This is a genomic window from Methylobacterium terricola, assembly GCF_006151805.1.
Lineage (GTDB): Bacteria > Pseudomonadota > Alphaproteobacteria > Rhizobiales > Beijerinckiaceae > Methylobacterium > Methylobacterium terricola.
Map to the genome: position 1 here is coordinate 106,690 of NZ_VDDA01000006.1, position 16,294 is coordinate 122,983.

A 16,294-nucleotide genomic window follows, 5' to 3' on the forward strand; every position below is an offset into this window, starting at 1 on the left:
AGCCGACCCGCAAACCGGCCCCGTATCGAACTCTGCGCCGCTCCTGCACCGGTGCTCCACCGCTCCCGCAACCCTCCACCCACAGGCCTGGGCCGGAACCGGCCACAGGCTTGGTCCCATCCGACCCACAGGGCCGTGCACAGGCGGCCCACAGGCGCGTCACCGGGCGGGAGGCTCCCAAGGCCGTCCGAGGGTCGGATGGGCCTCCACGGGGCTCCTGGACCGCGCCACGCGCCATCGGAGACGTGCCGGGTCGGAATCTCCGCGGGGTACGGGCGGGATAACGGGCGGGATAACGGGGATGAGTGGCGGGAATCTTGGGATAACCCGCCCGGGGACACGGAATCCCGGGAGCCGAATCGTGCATGAAGGTTTGGCACGACACCGGCGGGAGCGCCGCGGCACCAGGCGACCGGCAGGCGACATCATCAGCCATGAGCATCGAGGCCAAGATCGCGGCGATCCACGACGAGGACCTGCTGGCCGAGCTGGAAGCGGCCCGGGGCGGGTTCCTGTTCGCGGTCATCGTCGAGCACATCGCCCACCGCCAGGCCCTGCGCGACGCCGAGCGGGCGGAGGCCGGCCGCCAGCAGGAGACCCGCGCCGCGATGGGGCGCGACCAGCGCCGCCGCGACGCGGTGCGGATGGTGATCGAGGCCGAGCCGGTGACCCCGGACACGATCCAGCACATCCATTCCGTCCTGGCGCTCTGCGGGCTGCCCTACCGCGACCCCGGCGACGAGCGGGAATTCTTTCGCGAATACGGCCGCAACACGCTGAGCCTGCTGGCCGGGCGGCTGAAGAACCCGGCGACCGGCCAGATGGAGCTGCAAGGGCTCCCCTACGGCCCGAAGGCCCGGCTGGTGCTGCTGCATCTCTGCACCGAGGCGGTGCGCCAGCGCAGCCCGACGGTCGAGGTCGCCGACAGCCTGTCGGGCTTCATGCGCGAGATGGGCTTCGCCGTCACCGGCGGCGAGCGCGGCACGATCCGGCAGTTCAAGGAACAGCTGCATCGGCTGGCCGCCTGCACGATGCAGATCGGCCTGTGGGACGGGCAGTCGCGCTCCTCGACCATCACCATGCCGCCGTTCCGCCAGCTCGACCTGTGGCGCTCGAGCGGCCAGGACGGCATCGCCTGGTCGAAGACGGTGCAGTTCCACCAGGATTTCTACGACAACCTGGTCCAGCACGCCCTGCCGGTCGACATCCGGGCCGCCCGCGCCTTCTCGGGCTCGGCGCGCAAGCTCGACCTGCTGTTCTGGATCGGCTACCGCCTGCGCAGCCTGCAGCGGCCGCTGCGCCTGAGCTGGGACACGGTCCACAAGCAGTTCGGCGCCGACAACGCCTCCCTCAGGAGCTTCCGCCAGGCGTTCAAGGCCGACGTGGCCCACGTCAAGGAGGTTTTTCCGAAGCTGCCGATCAGCCTCGACGAGGCCGGCCTGCAGCTGATGCCGACCGATCCCGGCTCCCTCCTGGTCCCGCCGAAGCCCGCCCGCCGCAAGGCCGCGGCGGCCGGGGCAGGGGCGGCCTGAGGATCGCGCCGGGTCGGTCGGACCGGCAAAGGTCCGGCGCGCGACGGGCCACCGCCTGCCTCTCCGGCCCCGTCCCGGATCGCCTTCCTTTCCCGCCATCCGCAAAAGATCGGTTCACGATCCAGCGCGGGATTCCGTCTCCCACACGGGAGAGGGGGGACCCGCGGCCCAGCCTCCGTCTGACGCGTCCCCGGATAGCCTTGCGCCGTCCGGGACGCAGGGGAGGAGGCGGTGGCCGGCTCGGCACCACGGTCATGGGCCATCGTCGGGGCCATCGTGATGGGTCGCCCCGGACGAATGGGAACAGGGATCATTCCAAAGGAATATGGAATGTTTCGCATTCGTTCTGCCTGAGCGACGAGACGCGGTGCAACCCCGGGCGGGGAGAGGGAGGGCCTGGCGAACGCCGTTCCGTGGTGGACCGGGCATGGAATGTCCGGCGCCGGGCTTGCGTCCGTATGGAATATTCTTATTCTCGAGGCGCCCGGCGACGATGGGGATGTCTCGGGAATGTAGAATATTCCAAGAGGGCACCATGTTCCTGTCGGAAGCGGAAGCCGAGGCCCGGCTGGACGAATTGCGGCGCCAGCGCGCCGCCCTCGACCGGGCCATCGCCGAGCACGAGCTCTATCTCGATCTCGGCCGCCGGCTCGCCCGGCCGGGGATCGCGGAGCCGGCCCGCCCCGTGCCCGTTCCGGCGGAGCCCTCGCGCCCGGACCCGGCGTCGCGTTCCGAATCACTCCATTCCAGGTCGGCCTCCGCCGAGCCCGCCCCGGCGCCCAGCCCCGCGCCTGTCCGGCCCGATCCCACACCGGATGCCGATCTTCCGGGCGCCGCCGCGCGCCGGGAGGGCCGCCGCCTGATCGAGGCGGCGGAGGAGATCCTGGCCGAGGCCGGGCGGCCGATGCACGCCGCCGAGATCTGGGAGCAGCTCGCCGCCCGCGGCCTGACCCTGCCGGGCCACGACCCGGTCGCGGCCCTCAACACCCGGCTGTGGAAGCGCGCGCAGGGTGGCGGCGTCTTTCGCCGCCTCGGCGACGCGGTCTACGGGCTCGCCTCCTGACACCGGCATCATCGATGCCGGTCACCGTCTCGTGAGGCCATGGTCATGCGATCGGCGCCTCGCCTCATTCGACCCTTGATTTGGACCTGCCATGCGCCGCGCCTCCAAGTGTCCAAGTATCGTTCGCCGAAGGGGGCGCCGGCTCGGCGGCCTCGACGCCCCGGTGGTGGACCCGCGTGGCCGGTGCGACCCGCCCGGGCGCGAGGCCGTGACGTGAAGCCATGACGCTGATCCGCTGCCTTGCCGGTCTCGTCCTCGCCCTCGCGGTTCTCCGCGGGGGCGTCGCCGCCTGGGGGAGCGCCCGCTCGGTGCAGGCAAAACCATACGGGATCCTGATACCGGGGCCGGTTCGTCCGCCTCGATCCCTTACGGGGTCCGGGACAGGTTGAGGGTGCGGCCGCCGGACGGCCGCGCGAACCCGATCCCCCCGATGCCCCAACCCCTGATCCAAGCCTCGATCCAGGCCTCGATTCAGTCCGCCGCGCCGGCCCGTCTCCCGCTCGCCTTCCTGGTCGGCCAGAGCGCCGAGGGCCACTGGCTCGCGGTCGAGACCCACGGCCTCGGCGGCGGCATCTTCCGCAGCCGCCGGGACGCGCTGCACTACGCCGCCGCCGAGACCGGCCGCCGGCCCGACGCCGTGCGCCTGTCCAGCACGCCCATCGCCCTCGTCCCATGACGCCCCTGCACGGGCTCGGCGGCGCGCTCACCGCCCTGGTCACGCCCTTCGCGGCGGGCGGGACCCGTCTCGACGAGCGGGCGCTCGGCGACCTTGTCGCCTGGCACGTCGCGCAAGGGACCGAAGGCCTGGTGGTCGGCGGCGCCACCGGCGAGGGGCCGACCCTGACCGACCCTGAGCGCGACCGGGCCCTGCGCGTCGCCCTGGAGGCGGCGCGGGGCCGGGTGCCGGTGATCGCCGCCACCGGCAGCAACTGCACCCGCACGGCGATCGCCTGGACCCGGGCGGCCGCCGGGGCCGGGGCCGCCGCCGCGCTCGCGGTCACGCCCTATTACAACCGTCCGACGCAGGACGGGCTCGTCCGGCACTTCGCCGCGATCGCGGCGGCCGGGACCCTGCCGCTCCTCCTCCACGCCGTCCCGGCCCGGGCCGGGATCGACCTCCTGCCCGACACCCTGGCGCGCCTCGCCGCCCTGCCGGGGATCGCGGGCCTCGTCGACGCGCCCGGCGACCTCGCCCGGCTCGCGACCGTGGAGCGGGCCGCCGGCCCCGGCTTCCTCCGGTATTCCGGCGACGACGCCACCGCCGCCGCCTACACGATGATGGGCGGGCGGGGCTGCGTCTCGGTCGTCGCCAACCTGGTGCCGGGCATCTGCGCCGCCCTCCAGCGCGCCGCCCGGGCCGGCGACCAGAGGCGCGCCCGGGCGCTCCAGGCCGGGCTGATGCCGCTGGTCGCCGCCCTGTCGCGGGAGACCGATCCGGGTCCGGTCAAGCTCGCCCTCGCGCTGCTGCGGCCGGGCTTCGCCCCCGACCTGCGCCTGCCCCTGGTGCGGCCACGTCCGGAGACGGAGGCGGCGCTGGCGGCGGCCTTGGCCGAGATCACGGCGACGGCCGCTTCCCGCGAAGACGCGGCGTGCCGGGCGGCGGGTTGACCGACGCCGCTCCCCGCGCTCCCGGCCGGGCGCTTGCCGCGCCGGCACGGTGGCGACCGATCCCGGCCCGGGCCTCCTCGGCGATCCCGCGGCGGTGCAGGCCGAGGCGGCACGAGGGGGATTCGGCGCGCTCGGGCGGGCGGGGCTGGAGGCCCGGGTCCGGGGGGGCCGAGTGTTCCGCGACGAGCGGGATCCGGCCCCCCGGTGTCCGAGAGGAGACGTTCCGTGGCCGACCCCTCCCGGAGGCGGGGAGCGCCTCGTCCTACGCCGGACCGCCGCTGTCCGGTTGCACGAGGAGCCGTCCGGTCATACGTTGGGGTGGAAACGCCGAGGAGTGCAGCCGTGAACAGCAGGATGAGCAACGCGATCCGCCTTGTCTCGACACCTGCCACGGTTGACCATGTCCACCTTCCTCACGCTCGATTCCGTCTCCGCCCGGACGCCTGACCGCTCGCTTTTCCAAGACCTGACCTTCGCGATCGGGGCGGAACGCGTCGGGCTCGTCGGCCGCAACGGCTCGGGCAAATCCACTCTCCTGCGCATCATCGCCGGTCTTGCCGAACCGTCGTCTGGCGTCGTTCGGCGGACCGGGACGATCGGCGTTCTCCGGCAGGACATGCCGCAGGCGTGGACCCTGGCCGAAGCGCTCGGCGTCGCGGGCTCGGTGGAAGTGCTCGGCCGCGTTCTGGCGGGCACCGGTAGCGCCGACGATTTCGACGCCGCGGACTGGACCCTGGAGACCCGTGTCAGCGCGGCGCTCGCGCTGGCGGGTCTTCCCGATCTTCCGCTGGACCGTCGCCTCCACGCCCTGTCGGGCGGCGAGCGGATGCGGGTCGGGATCGCTCGCCTCATCGTCGAGGCTCCGGACCTTCTGCTTCTCGACGAACCGACGAACGATCTCGACGCCGCCGGCCGCAGCGCGGTGCGAGCCCTGGTGCGGGATTGGCGCGGGGGCATCCTCGTCGCGAGCCATGACCGGGAGCTCCTGGAGGATGTGGGCCGCATCCTCGAACTGACGACGATCGGCATGCGCAGTTTCGGCGGGGGCTGGTCGGCCTTCGCCGCTGCGCGCGACGAGGATCGACGGCGCGCCAGCGCCGATCTCGAGCGCGCCGAGGCGGCCGTTCGCGCCGCGCGTCAGGCCGCGCAAGCCCAGCGCGAGGCGAAGGACAGGCGCGACAGGGCGGGACGCGCTTTCGCCGCCACGGGGTCCGGACCCAAGATCCTTCTGGATGCGCAAGCCGAGCGCGCGCAGAACAGTGGCGGGCGGGCGCAGGCGATCAACGAGCGGCGGGCGAGCGCTGCCCGTGCCGAGGCGGACGAGGCGCGTTCGCGCGTGGAGGTCCTGTCGCCCCTGACGATCAGGCTGCCGCCGAGCGGAATGCCGTCCGGCGCCAGGGTCCTTGCCATGGACGGCGTTCTGGCCGCGACCGGCGATCGGCGCCTTGGCCCGTGGACGCTGCACATCGACGGGCCGGAACGGATCGCGCTCGGGGGAGCGAACGGGGCCGGGAAGACGACCCTCCTGCGCGTCGCCGCCGGTTTGCTCGCTCCCGTTGCCGGCACGGTGCACCGCGCCGAAGGGCGCATCGTCATGCTCGATCAGCACGTCGCCGTGCTGGATTCCGGCCGCAGCATCCTCGACAACATCCGCCGTCTGAACCCGCATGCGAGCGACGAAGAGGCCCACGCCATCTGCGCCCGGTTCGCCTTCCGCAGCCGGGATGCGAACCGGGTCGTCGGCACGCTGTCCGGCGGCGAGCGTCTACGGGCGGGGCTCGCGGCGACCCTGTCCCGTTCCACCCCACCCTGGCTCGTCATTCTGGATGAACCGACCAACCATCTCGACGTCGAGTCCCTCGCGCTTCTGGAGGACGCCCTGCGGGGCTTCGACGGCGCGCTCCTCGTCGTAAGCCACGATCCATCCTTCTTGGCGCGGATCAGGCTGGATCGCGTGTTCCAGGTCTGATCTCCCCAGGTCTGATTTCCCTAAGACTGATTTCCCCAAGCCTGATCTCCCGGGGATCGGGCGTCGGCGTCCGCCTCACCGGCCGCCGAGGAACGGACGTTCCCGTGGCCCGCGACGGGTCCGCAGGCACGACCCCGCATGGTCAGCCACGCGAACCGGCGTCCGACCCTTGCGCCTCGTGCGCCTCGCGCACGAAGGCGGCCCGCGCCTTCGCGTCGGGCGGGACGCCCCGCTCGCCGCACCAGGCCAGGAAGGCCTCCGGCTCGATCCGCACGCGGGCGACCGCGACGCCGCTGCGCGAGACCTCGCGCTCGACTTGGATCGCCGACATCTGCCAGGTCGCGTAGCTCTCGGGCAGGCCGGCATCGGCCATCACCGCGCGGAGGCGGGGATAGTCGCCCGGCTCGTACCAGGCGATGCCGACGCTCCGTGGACGCTCCATCGTGGTGATCCCGTTCAGCCCGGGCCGCCAGACCGCCCGCACCGGACAGTGCCGCCGGACCCGACCGGGACGCAACCGGAAACACGCGGGCAAGAAAAAAGGCCGCCCTTGCGAGGCGGCCCGAAGTCTAGGGAGGAAACGCCCAAAGAGGGCTGCATCGCCGCGACGCCATCGCTGCGATGCACAAACCTTGTCTCATGTTGCAGCGCACATAGCAACCGGGCGCCCCGCGCGACGGCCATGCTTGCGGCGCATGGCGGTGCGGGGCGACGGCTGGCCGGGGCGGCAAACCGCCTCTTGTTCCCGTCCGACGACCTGTTAGACGACACGTCTCCCTCGTGGACGTACCCTGTGGCGCTCCGGCTCCGCCGACAGGCTGGACCGTGAGGGAGCTCGTGACGACGAGTTGGCGGTGGACCAGTTCTCCCCGCCAGCCTGTGAGGCTCAGTGGGCCGGGTGGTCGCGGGAGGGTCGGCGCAGCGGGGAACAGGAACCGCGTCGCCGGCTGATGGCCCACACATTCATCCCCGCCCGGGGGCATCTCCCGCGGGAGCCGGGCCGGGTAGCGCGCCGCCGCGCCACTTCAAGAATTCCGGAAACAGCCACGCTTCGCTAACCATGTGCCGGTCCGCCGAGGCGTTCGCCGAGGGGGATCCCATGGGAATCGGGGATCCCATGGGACGTGGGATTCCATGGGAGCACGCATGAGAACGGCAGCGAGAGCCGACCGGTTCGTGGGCGGGTTTTCGGGCGCCGAGGCCCGCCGGCCCGACCGATCCTGCGAGATGCGGCGCGGTGCGGCGCAGGGTCGGGGACAGGCCACGGACAGGGGAACGGGCGAGCCCGTGCGGGAGATCTGGTCCGAGCAGGACAGCCGCGGCCTGACCGCGCGCGAGCTGATCCGCCTGGCCCAGGCGGTGCGGCTGCGCCCCGGGCGCGATTGATCGACCGCCCGGCGACACCGAAGGCCCCGCCGGCGCGGGGCCTTCCTCGTCAGGGTCGGTCCGGCACCGTGACCTCCTCCGCTCCTCGCCGCCGACGAGGCCGCAAGGACCGTGCCGACGGCGCAGGCGGGCGAGGATGCGGGTGCGACAGGAGATCGCCCGGCCGCCTCAGGCCGGCTCGTCGCGCAGGAGGTGGTAGAGCAGGATCGCCGCCGCGGTCGCGGTGCCGATCCCGCCGAGCGTGAAGCGGCCGAGGCCGACCGTGAAGTCGCCGGCGCCGAGGACGAGCGCGGTGCCGACGGTGAGCAGGACCCGGATGCGCGAGAAATCGACCCGGTTCTCGACGAAGATCCGCCCCGCCGCGGCGGTGATGAGCCCGAACACCACCACCGACAGGCCGCCGATCACCGGGCCCGGGATCACCAGGATCGCGGCGCCGAATTTCGGCGACAGCCCGAACAGGATCGCCACGATGCCGGCGACGGCGAAGACCAGGGTCGAGTAGATCCGGGTCACCGCCATCACGCCCATGTTCTCGGCATAGGTCGTCACGCCGGTGCCGCCGAAGGAGCCCGACAGCATCGTGGCGAGCCCGTCGCCGAGAAAGGCGCGGCCGAGCCAGGGGTCGAGGGTGCGCCCGGTCATCGCCCCGATCGCCTTCACGTGGCCGAGATTCTCGGCGACCAGCACCAGGGCGACGGGGGCGATCAGCCAGATCGCGGCCGGCTCGAAGACCGGCGTCGTCATGTGCGGCCAGCCGAACCACGGCGCGTCGGCGATCCGCCCGAGATCCAGCGGCCTTGCCAACCCGAAGCCGTTCGCCAGCACGCCGTAGAGCAGGGTGGCGGCCACGGCCCCGATGAGGAGCGGCAGGCGCCGGGCCGCGCCCGGCAGGTAGGAGGCGGACAGGCCCACCGCCAGGATCGTGAACAGCCCGATCCCGACATCGAGGCCGGAGCCCGAGATGCCCTTCACGCCGATCGGCGCGAGGTTGAGGCCGATCGCCGCGACGATCGCGCCGGTGACGGCGGGCGGCATCAGCCGGCCGATCCAGGCATCGCCCGCCCGCATCACCACGATCCCGATCAGGGCGTAGACCGCGCCCGCCGCCACGATGCCCCCGAGGGCGACGGGCAGGTTCGGGTTCGGGCCGCTGCCCGAATAGCCGGTCGCCGCGATCACCACCGCGATGAAGGCGAAGCTGGAGCCGAGATAGCTCGGCACCCGGCCGCCGACCACGACGAAGAACAGCAGCGTGGCGATCCCGGAGAACAGGATCGCGAGGTTGGGGTCGAAGCCCATCAGCAGGGGCGCCAGCGCGGTCGAGCCGAACATCGCCACCACGTGCTGGAGCGCCAGCACGACCGTCTGGCCGAGCGGCGGCCGCTCGTCCGGCAGCACCACCGCCCCCCGGGCGAGCCGCCAGCGGGGAAAGCCCCGCGCCTCCGTCCGTTCCGCCGGTTCCATCCTGTCTCCCCCCGATCCGTCTGGTTCGGGAGGGCCTTAGAGGATCGGGTGCGGGTCCGGAAAGGTCTTACAGATCGTGGCCGGGCTTGCGCCGGCCTACGGTCCCGGCCAGAGGGTCCGTCCAAGGATCCGTCAAAGGATCCGGCTCTGAGCGGGAGCGACAGCCATGACCCCTTCGGACGAGACGGCCGACCTCACCGTCATGATCTCGGGCGGCTTCGCGCTCGCCTACGCGGCGGCGCTGCCGGATTTCGAGCGCGCGACGGGGCTGGCGGTCCGGACCCTGTCCGGCGCCTCGCAGGGGCAGGGGCCGCGCACCATCCGCCACCAGCTCGCCCACGGCACCCGCGTCGACCTGGTGATCCTCTCGAACGAGGGCCTGCACGAGCTGATCCAGGACGGGCGGATCGTCGAGGGATCCGCGGTGGCGCTCGCCACCGCGCCGCTCGCCGCCGCGGTGCGGACGGGCGCGCGAAAGCCCCCGATCGACACCGTCGCGGCGCTCGCCCGCACCCTGGCCGAGGCCCACCGCGTCGTGATGCCGGGCAGCACCAGCGGCCTGTTCATCCGGGACACGGTGTTGCCGCGGCTCGGCCTCGCCGGAGGCGTGCGGGTGACGATGCTGCCCCGCGGCACCGACTCCGCCGCCGCCCTGGCCGCGGGCGAGGCCGACCTCGCCCTCGGGCCGGTGAGCGAACTCGTCGACGTGCCGGGGATCGAGGTGGTCGGGCCGCTGCCGGACGCGGTCCAGCTGGTCCAGACCTTCGCGGCGGCGATCGTCGCGGGCGCGGGCGCGCCCGCGCCGGCGCGGCGGCTGATCGCCCATCTCGTCTCGGACGAGGCCGCGATCCGGCGGACCGGGATGGAGCCCGCCGGACGCGGGTGAGGGGCCGCACGCCGGCGCGCGACCCCGACAGGATCAGGCGAGGGCCGCGCCCCACTTGGCCGCGTCCGGCGCCTTCTCCTTGTAGATCGTGCCGGCGGCATCGACGTGGAGCTCGGTCCACGCCCCGCCGCCCCGGCGCGCCAGCACCTCGACGTGCTTGGGCTTGCGCTGCGGCTCGCCCGTCGGCGTCCAGCCTGCCGCCGTCACGGCGGCGAGGGCGGCGGCGGGATCGACCGGCGCGTCCGTGCGAGGCTTCTTGCCCGGATGGTTCGGCTTCTTGTGGTGGATCTCGACCGGCTCGCGTCCCGGGGCGGCGATCCGCGCGACCTTGATCTCCGACGGGCGGCGTTCGCCCTCGAGGGTCACCTGCAGGCCGGCGGCGAGGGGGAAGGCCTCCGCCCCCTTGGGCCCGAGATCGGCGAGGTGGACCGCGCCGTCCGCCTCCAGGGTGAAGCGATGCGCGAAGACGTGCTGAATCGTGCCCGAAAGGGCGGTCGTGTCGTGGTGCGGCATGATCTTCTCCGAAGAGCGCCCAACCGCAGGCGCGGTCCGGAGATGGCGGGCCTGCACCGGATCTTCAAGGGAATGCCGCAAGGTCGCTTCGAGGCGGCCGGAATTCTTCGCGGCCGGGCGGACCGGTCGACGCAAGGAGGCCGTCGACGCCCGCCCGCGGAAGGGCCGATCCCGGGCACCGGGAGACCGCCGGGCCGGACCTTGCCCCCCGCTCCAGGATCCGCGACACTGTGTCTCCCGGTCGACGACCGCAACCTTAGATGTCATTGAATGCCACCACCCGCTAGTCAGGTTGCATGAGCCGCAAGCGCCTCGACCTGACCCTCGCCTTCCTGCGCTCCCTCGACCGGACGGCGAGCCCGCAGGACGTGTCCGAGCTGCTGCTGAAGCTCCTGGGCCGTTTCGGGATCGAGCATGCGCTGGCCGGAACGCTGCCGGTCCTCGGCGCCAAGCCGCGCCAGCAATACGAGCACGCCCTCCTCGACGCGATGCCGACGGACTGGAAGACCCGCTACCTGTCCCGCGGCTACCTGTTCCGCGATGCCACGGTGCGCCACCTCCCCGGGACGAGCGCGCCCTTCGCCTGGTCCGAGGTCGCGGAGCGCTACCGCGAGGATCCGGCGGCCCTGCAGGTGATGAACGAGGCCGGAGAGCACGGCCTGCGCCACGGGGTCACCGTGCCGCTCCTGACCCTGGACGGGCAGCTCGCCGGGTTCAGCTTCTCGGGCGCGCGGATCGAGGTCTCGCCGGAGGATCTCGGCACGCTGCAGCTCGTGGCGACCTACGCCTTCGCCCAGCTCGTGCTGCTGCGCTCCGAGGCCGGCGCCGAGATCCGGCTGTCGCCGCGCGAGCGCGAGGTGCTGCAATGGGTGGCCGAGGGCAAGACGAACTGGGAGGTCGGCGAGATCCTGGCGATCTCCTCCAAGGGCGTCGAGCACCACCTGCGCTCGGCCAGGACCAAGCTCGGCACGCTCAACAGCGCCCAGTCGGTGGCAGTGGCGCTCCGGCGCGGGCTGATCTCGTAGGGTCGCCGGTCGTCGAGACCGACCCCTGGTTCCGCTCCCGAGCCGGCCGCCAGCGCTTGGCCTGACAATCGCGGATCCGGGACGGGCCCGCGGTCCGCCGGTCTCGGGCCCGCCCGGGATCGGAGCGACGCGTCGGCGTTCCGGACCGTCGGCACAAAGTCTCACACCGGACGGTCCGGGCTAGGGAATTCCCCAGTACGGCGGCGGCGTCAGAGCATGGAGAAAGGGCTTCGACACAGGAGCCTTTTCCCATGATCCACGTCGTCACCGCCGCCAACCAGGACCGCTACGCCGCCGAGATGGAGGAGGTCTGGCGCCTGCGCCACCGCGTCTTCGTCGAGGAGAAGGGGTGGAACGCCCTGCGCCGCCCGGACGGGCGCGAGATCGACCAGTTCGACACCGCCCACGCCGCCCATTTCCTGGCGATCGAGGACGGCCAGGTGATCGGCTACAGCCGGCTCCTGCCGACGACCCGGCCGCACCTGCTCTCCGACGTGCTGCCGGAGCTGTGCGAGGGCGACCGGCCGGCCGGCCCGCAGATCTGGGAATGGACCCGCCAGGCGGTGGCGCCGAGCCGCCGCACCCGCGGCAAGAGCCACCCGGTCTCCCTCGAGGTGATGACCGGCATCGTCGAGTGGGGCCTGGAGAACGGGGTGACCTGCTTCCTCGCCCAGATGCCGATCGTCTACCTGCTGCACGTCCTCCAGCTGCATTTCCGGGCGGTGCCGCTCGGCGTGCCGGCGGAGATCGACGGCGAGCGCATCATCGCCGTGCAGGCCCGCTTCGATGCCCGCACCCTGCGCAAGCTGCGGGAGATCCGGGGCACCGACGCGACGGTCCTGGCCCCGACCTCGCCGACCTACCTGATGGCTTGAGCCGGCCGCCCCCGAAACAGTCCTGCGAGAGAACGATGAGAGAGATCATGAGCCGCCGCCCCCCGCCGACGATCGACGAGATGGCCGACATCCTGCCGCCCCTGGTCCGCGCGCTCGGCGAGATCGTCGACATGATGGATGGCCTGGTCGAGGTGGCCTGCCACGCCACCAACGTCCAGGAGAGCACCGCCGACACCCTGGCCGATCTCGGCCACACCCTGACCGAGTACGCCCACGCGATGATGCAGGAGGCGACCGCGCGCCGCCGCACCGGCTGCGGCAGCGTGCCCCTGCCGTCCCCCGGGCAGGAGGACGGGCTAGCGGAGGGCGTCGCGGGCGAGGCCCTGCCGGCGGCCTGAGGGTCAGGCGTCCCCGCAGGGGCCGCCGAGCCCGTCGCCGAAGGCCCGGACGAGGGCGAGGCGACCGCCGGGCGTCACCGCCACCGCCCGGCTGCCCTCGATCCGGCGCAGCCAGCCGTGGTCGAGGCAGGTCGCCAGCAGGGCCGCCCCGAGGGTGCCGGCGATGTGGGGCCGGCGCTCGCTCCAGTCGAGGCAGGGGCGGCAGAACACCCGCCGGCGGGCCGGGCCGGTCCGTGCGGCCGCCGCGAGATCGACCCCGAGCCCGCGCAGGAAATCCTCGCCGGCCGGGGTCACGGCGCCGCCATCGGCCTCGAGCTCGACCGCGCCCCGCGCGACGAGCGCGTCCGCCATCGCGACGGCGAGGCGGCCGGCGAGGTGGTCGTAGCAGGTGCGGGCCTCGCGCAGGGCGGCATCGCGGGGGCCGCGGCGCGGTGCGGCCGGGACGGGCCCTGGGCCGGCCGCCACCGCCATCACGCCCTCCAGCATCCGCGCCACCGCCGGGGAGGCCAGGCGGTGGTAGCGGTGGCGCCCCTGCCGCGCCACCGCCAGGAGGCCGGCCTCCGTCAGCTGCGCGAGGTGGCCGCTCGCGGTCTGCGGCGTCACCCCGGCGGCGCGGGCGAGTTCCGACGCGGTCAAGGCGCGACCGTCCATCAGCACGGCCAGCATGCCGGCGCGGGCCGGATCGCCCACCAGGGCGGCGGTGCGGGCGAGCGCGGTGACGGTCACCATGGCGGTCTCCTCTCGGGCGAGTCTCCCCCCGGCCGCGCAGCATAGGCCGGGATGCCGTTCGACGCTTCGGCCTGCGCCGAAGCGTGCGGCGCGCCGCTTCGGCCGGGTCCGAAGCACGAGGTCCGGAGCCCGGGCGAGGGTCGTCCCCACCGCAACCGGACGACCTGCCATGCCGTCGCTGATTCGCCTCCTCCGCGCGCTCTGCCGCCCGCCCGCGCCCCGGGGAGGCCCGCCCGGGGAGGGCGCGTGGGCGCGACAGCTGCGGCAGGCCCGCGACCGCACCAGGTTGGCCGGCCTGGACGACAGGTTGTTGCGGGACATCGGCTTGCGGCGCGAGGTCTCCGCGGCCGGCTTCGACTTCGTGCCCCTGTCCTCGGCCGATCCGGCCGCCACGGCAAAGTTCGCGCCGTCATCCGACGACTGCCGGAGCCGTCCCGAAGCCGGATCCGCCGCGGCCTCGTCATGAGGCCACGGTGCCGTCGACCGGCCATGATCGGGCCGTCATCGTGCCGCCGTCTCCGCCCAGGTGGCGCGAGATCGCGGCCGTGAGCCGGCGGTGTTTCCCGTTTGCACCAGGCCTGTCCTATCTTACTGCCACGCTCACGGTTTGGTTTACGAACCGTATCCGTGCCCCGTCTTCGCCACATTCCGCCCCAAGCTGGGCCACGAGCGCGGCCGTTCCGGCCGGGCCCGGCCAATGCAACGAGAGGGGCCTGCATGACGCGGAACCGGACTTTCCCCATCACAGCCGCCCTCGCGGTTCTTGCCACGGCGCCCCAGCTCGGCGCCTGCGGAATGATGCCGGGCGCGGTCGAGACGACGGGAAGCCTTCCGGACCGCAAGCAGCTCGCCGCCGTCACCAGCGCCGACCGGGACTGCCTCGCCCGCGCGATGTACTTCGAGTCCAACCGCTCGAGCGAGGAGGGCCTGCTCGCGGTCGGCACCGTGGTCATGAACCGGCTCGAGGCGCCCGCCTACCCGAACTCGATCTGCGGCGTGGTCGGCCAGAAGCGCCAGTTCGCCGCCGGCGTGCTGCACAAGCCGATGCGCGATCGTGAGCGCGAGAAGGCCCAGCAGGTCGCCGACGCGATCCTGGCCGGCGAGCGCCACGAGAAGGTCGGCGGCGCGATGTTCTTCCACACCGCCGGCTACACCTTCTCCTACCGCAATATGCACTACGTCGCGCTCGCCGGCGGCAACGCCTTCTACGAGAAGCGCCCGTGGTACGACCGCGAGGGCACGACCGCCCGCCGGGCGCCGACCGCCGCGATCCAGCTCGCTCAGGCCCCGTCCGGCTCGGCCGGCGCCGCCCGGTGGACCGCGCACCCGGTCCGTGTCGCGCGCAATACCCAGCAGACCCCGCTCGCCGAGCTCGGCCCCGCCCGCAACATCTGCCGCGTCGCCGCCGTCGAGACCGGCCGCAGCCCGGGCTGAGCCGCCGGAGGCCTGCCGTCACGCCAGCCGGTCGAGCCGCAGGCGGTGCCGGGCATCGGTGAGCCGGCGCGACGCGGCGAGGACCGCCCCGGTCACCCCGAGGCCGCTCGCCCCCGCCAGCAGGAACAGGATCAGGATCTGCGATGAGGCCGCCCCTTCAGGGTCCTGCCCGGCGAGGATCTGGCCGGTCATCATCCCCGGCAGGGTGATCAGCCCCGCCGCCGCCATCTGGTTGAGCACCGGGATCAGCCCGGCCCGGATCGCGCTGCGGACGAGCGGCGCCAGGGCCTCGTCCCGGGTGGCGCCGAGCGCCAGCCGCGCCTCGATCCCCGCCCGCTCACCCCGCACCGCCGCGGTGAAGCCGTTGAGCCCGATCGCGATCCCGCTCATCACCGAGCCGAGCACGATGCCGGAGAGCGGGATCAGCGCGTGCGGGTTCCACCACGGCTGCGGGCGCAAGGCCGCGAGGCCGACCGCGACGGCGATGACGGTCGCCCCCGCGGTGACGACCCCGCCGAGGGCGTAGCGCCACGGACCCCGCAGGGGGCGCTCCTGCCGGGCGCCGATCTCGTAGGCGGCGGCGAGGGCCATCACGGCCACCACCCCGACCACCGGCCCCGGCGCCCCGAGGCCGAAGACGGTGCGGAGCACCAGCCCGACCAGGGTGAGCTGCGCCACCAGCCGGCAGGCCGCCACCAGGATCGTGCGGGCGAGGCCCAAGCCCAGCAGCGCCGACAGGCCGGCATTGAGGAGCACGAAGCCTGCCCCGAGGGCGAGGTCGAGCGGGCCGGGGGTCATGCGGGACGCCCATCCGCCACCGCGAGCCGGCGCGCGGCGAGGCGGGCCACCTGGGCGGGATCGTGCGAGACGAGGAGCACGATCAGCCCGGCGGCGCGGCGGCGCGCGATCACCGCCTCGGCGCCCCGCACGGAATCGGGGTCGAGGGAGGCGGTCGGCTCGTCGAGGAGCAGCACCCGCGGCCCGCCGGCCAGCGCCCGCAGGAGCGCCAGGCGCTGGCGCTCGCCGGTGGAGAGCCGCGCCACCGGCCAGCCGAACACCTCCGGCGGCAGCCTCAGGGCCTCCCGCTCGGGCGCGAGCCGGGACGGCGCGTCGGCGGGGAAGTGCTCGGCCACGGTCTCGGCCCACCAGCCGGGCTCGGCGGCGAGATAGGTCACCTGCCGGCGCCAGAGGGGGGCGGGCATCGCCTCCCGGTCGGTCCCGTCGAGGCTGACCCGGCCCTCGGACGGGTCGAGATCGGCGACCATGCGCAGGAGCACGCTCTTGCCGGCCCCCGACGGCCCGGTGACCGCGCAGGCCTCGCCCGGCGCCAGCGCGAGGTCGAAGGGGCCGAAGCGGCCGCGGCGGAGGGAGTCGATGCGGAGCATGGGAGGCCCCGGAGCGTGCGGGAGGGGAGCGCGGAACGCAACCGCTCCGCTGCGGTTTCGCGT

At 73.6% G+C, this 16,294-nt stretch carries 17 protein-coding genes; 11 read left to right on the top strand and 6 right to left on the bottom strand.

Annotated elements, in window-relative coordinates; genetic code table 11:
• The first annotated feature begins 434 nt into the window (after nucleotides 1-434).
• From FF100_RS16080 to FF100_RS16100, 5 genes are all read left to right on the top strand, one after another.
• Entirely contained in the window at nucleotides 435-1,532 is a 1,098-nt protein-coding gene (locus tag FF100_RS16080) for a replication protein RepA (protein WP_139036703.1), read from the top strand.
• Nucleotides 1,533-2,067: 535 nt separating this feature from the next.
• Nucleotides 2,068-2,595, top strand: coding sequence for an HTH domain-containing protein (locus tag FF100_RS16085; protein ID WP_139036704.1), 528 nt, complete (start codon nucleotides 2,068-2,070; stop codon nucleotides 2,593-2,595).
• A gap of 430 nt (nucleotides 2,596-3,025) precedes the next feature.
• On the top strand, nucleotides 3,026-3,271 hold the full coding sequence (locus tag FF100_RS16090) for a hypothetical protein (protein WP_139036705.1): 246 nt from the start codon (nucleotides 3,026-3,028) through the stop codon (nucleotides 3,269-3,271).
• Complete coding sequence (gene dapA, locus FF100_RS16095; protein WP_139036706.1) at nucleotides 3,268-4,203, top strand: 4-hydroxy-tetrahydrodipicolinate synthase; 936 nt, start codon at nucleotides 3,268-3,270, stop codon at nucleotides 4,201-4,203. Before FF100_RS16090 ends, dapA begins: the two co-directional genes overlap by 4 nt.
• 400 nt (nucleotides 4,204-4,603) lie before the next feature.
• Entirely contained in the window at nucleotides 4,604-6,172 is a 1,569-nt protein-coding gene (locus tag FF100_RS16100) for an ABC-F family ATP-binding cassette domain-containing protein (protein ID WP_139036707.1), read from the top strand.
• A 142-nt stretch (nucleotides 6,173-6,314) separates the two neighbouring features.
• Here the strand turns inward: FF100_RS16100 and FF100_RS16105 are convergent, their stop codons facing one another.
• Both FF100_RS16105 and FF100_RS16110 read right to left on the bottom strand, forming a co-directional pair.
• Nucleotides 6,315-6,614, bottom strand: a complete 300-nt coding sequence (locus tag FF100_RS16105) for a hypothetical protein (RefSeq protein ID WP_139036708.1) — start codon at nucleotides 6,612-6,614, stop codon at nucleotides 6,315-6,317.
• A gap of 1,112 nt (nucleotides 6,615-7,726) precedes the next feature.
• Complete coding sequence (locus FF100_RS16110) at nucleotides 7,727-9,025, bottom strand: solute carrier family 23 protein (RefSeq protein WP_139036709.1); 1,299 nt, start codon at nucleotides 9,023-9,025, stop codon at nucleotides 7,727-7,729.
• A gap of 166 nt (nucleotides 9,026-9,191) precedes the next feature.
• On the opposite strand from FF100_RS16110, the gene FF100_RS16115 reads away from it, so the two are divergent.
• Nucleotides 9,192-9,911: a substrate-binding domain-containing protein gene (locus FF100_RS16115; protein WP_139036710.1), complete on the top strand. Its 720-nt coding sequence runs from the start codon at nucleotides 9,192-9,194 to the stop codon at nucleotides 9,909-9,911.
• Nucleotides 9,912-9,944: 33 nt separating this feature from the next.
• Here the strand turns inward: FF100_RS16115 and FF100_RS16120 are convergent, their stop codons facing one another.
• On the bottom strand, nucleotides 9,945-10,424 hold the full coding sequence (locus tag FF100_RS16120; RefSeq protein ID WP_139036711.1) for a hypothetical protein: 480 nt from the start codon (nucleotides 10,422-10,424) through the stop codon (nucleotides 9,945-9,947).
• Nucleotides 10,425-10,720: 296 nt separating this feature from the next.
• On the opposite strand from FF100_RS16120, the gene FF100_RS16125 reads away from it, so the two are divergent.
• From FF100_RS16125 to FF100_RS16135, 3 genes are all read left to right on the top strand, one after another.
• Entirely contained in the window at nucleotides 10,721-11,449 is a 729-nt protein-coding gene (locus tag FF100_RS16125; RefSeq protein WP_139036712.1) for an autoinducer binding domain-containing protein, read from the top strand.
• A gap of 251 nt (nucleotides 11,450-11,700) precedes the next feature.
• Nucleotides 11,701-12,324, top strand: a complete 624-nt coding sequence (locus FF100_RS16130; RefSeq protein WP_139036713.1) for an acyl-homoserine-lactone synthase — start codon at nucleotides 11,701-11,703, stop codon at nucleotides 12,322-12,324.
• Nucleotides 12,325-12,371: 47 nt separating this feature from the next.
• Entirely contained in the window at nucleotides 12,372-12,683 is a 312-nt protein-coding gene (locus tag FF100_RS16135) for a hypothetical protein (protein WP_139036714.1), read from the top strand.
• 3 nt (nucleotides 12,684-12,686) lie between these two features.
• On the opposite strand, the gene FF100_RS16140 is transcribed toward FF100_RS16135, so the two are convergent.
• Entirely contained in the window at nucleotides 12,687-13,412 is a 726-nt protein-coding gene (locus tag FF100_RS16140) for an ArsR/SmtB family transcription factor (protein WP_139036715.1), read from the bottom strand.
• 169 nt (nucleotides 13,413-13,581) lie between these two features.
• Here FF100_RS16140 and FF100_RS37090 point away from each other — a divergent pair, with 169 nt between their 5' ends.
• Nucleotides 13,582-13,878 (top strand): YjiS-like domain-containing protein, encoded by a 297-nt coding sequence (locus FF100_RS37090; protein ID WP_171070194.1) that lies wholly within the window; start codon nucleotides 13,582-13,584, stop codon nucleotides 13,876-13,878.
• Between the two features lie 251 nt (nucleotides 13,879-14,129).
• A complete protein-coding gene (locus tag FF100_RS16150) occupies nucleotides 14,130-14,846 on the top strand; it encodes a cell wall hydrolase (RefSeq protein ID WP_139036717.1) in 717 nt (238 codons plus the stop codon).
• Nucleotides 14,847-14,864: 18 nt separating this feature from the next.
• Here the strand turns inward: FF100_RS16150 and FF100_RS16155 are convergent, their stop codons facing one another.
• The gene (locus FF100_RS16155) at nucleotides 14,865-15,644 is read right to left on the bottom strand and encodes an ABC transporter permease (protein WP_139036718.1); all 780 of its coding nucleotides are present in this window, start codon (nucleotides 15,642-15,644) and stop codon (nucleotides 14,865-14,867) included.
• Complete coding sequence (locus FF100_RS16160; protein WP_139036719.1) at nucleotides 15,641-16,231, bottom strand: ABC transporter ATP-binding protein; 591 nt, start codon at nucleotides 16,229-16,231, stop codon at nucleotides 15,641-15,643. The genes FF100_RS16155 and FF100_RS16160 overlap by 4 nt, the downstream gene beginning before the upstream one ends.
• Nucleotides 16,232-16,294: the final 63 nt, after the last annotated feature.

What these genes read in the sequence shown, in the direction of transcription:
- FF100_RS16080 (WP_139036703.1), top strand. Translation starts at nt 435, where the DNA reads ATGAGCATCGAGGCCAAGATCGCGGCGATCCACGACGAGGACCTGCTG.
- FF100_RS16085 (WP_139036704.1), top strand. Translation starts at nt 2,068, where the DNA reads ATGTTCCTGTCGGAAGCGGAAGCCGAGGCCCGGCTGGACGAATTGCGG.
- FF100_RS16090 (WP_139036705.1), top strand. Translation starts at nt 3,026, where the DNA reads ATGCCCCAACCCCTGATCCAAGCCTCGATCCAGGCCTCGATTCAGTCC.
- dapA (WP_139036706.1), top strand. Translation starts at nt 3,268, where the DNA reads ATGACGCCCCTGCACGGGCTCGGCGGCGCGCTCACCGCCCTGGTCACG.
- FF100_RS16100 (WP_139036707.1), top strand. Translation starts at nt 4,604, where the DNA reads ATGTCCACCTTCCTCACGCTCGATTCCGTCTCCGCCCGGACGCCTGAC.
- FF100_RS16105 (WP_139036708.1), bottom strand. Translation starts at nt 6,614, where the DNA reads ATGGAGCGTCCACGGAGCGTCGGCATCGCCTGGTACGAGCCGGGCGAC.
- FF100_RS16110 (WP_139036709.1), bottom strand. Translation starts at nt 9,025, where the DNA reads ATGGAACCGGCGGAACGGACGGAGGCGCGGGGCTTTCCCCGCTGGCGG.
- FF100_RS16115 (WP_139036710.1), top strand. Translation starts at nt 9,192, where the DNA reads ATGACCCCTTCGGACGAGACGGCCGACCTCACCGTCATGATCTCGGGC.
- FF100_RS16120 (WP_139036711.1), bottom strand. Translation starts at nt 10,424, where the DNA reads ATGCCGCACCACGACACGACCGCCCTTTCGGGCACGATTCAGCACGTC.
- FF100_RS16125 (WP_139036712.1), top strand. Translation starts at nt 10,721, where the DNA reads ATGAGCCGCAAGCGCCTCGACCTGACCCTCGCCTTCCTGCGCTCCCTC.
- FF100_RS16130 (WP_139036713.1), top strand. Translation starts at nt 11,701, where the DNA reads ATGATCCACGTCGTCACCGCCGCCAACCAGGACCGCTACGCCGCCGAG.
- FF100_RS16135 (WP_139036714.1), top strand. Translation starts at nt 12,372, where the DNA reads ATGAGCCGCCGCCCCCCGCCGACGATCGACGAGATGGCCGACATCCTG.
- FF100_RS16140 (WP_139036715.1), bottom strand. Translation starts at nt 13,412, where the DNA reads ATGGTGACCGTCACCGCGCTCGCCCGCACCGCCGCCCTGGTGGGCGAT.
- FF100_RS37090 (WP_171070194.1), top strand. Translation starts at nt 13,582, where the DNA reads ATGCCGTCGCTGATTCGCCTCCTCCGCGCGCTCTGCCGCCCGCCCGCG.
- FF100_RS16150 (WP_139036717.1), top strand. Translation starts at nt 14,130, where the DNA reads ATGACGCGGAACCGGACTTTCCCCATCACAGCCGCCCTCGCGGTTCTT.
- FF100_RS16155 (WP_139036718.1), bottom strand. Translation starts at nt 15,644, where the DNA reads ATGACCCCCGGCCCGCTCGACCTCGCCCTCGGGGCAGGCTTCGTGCTC.
- FF100_RS16160 (WP_139036719.1), bottom strand. Translation starts at nt 16,231, where the DNA reads ATGCTCCGCATCGACTCCCTCCGCCGCGGCCGCTTCGGCCCCTTCGAC.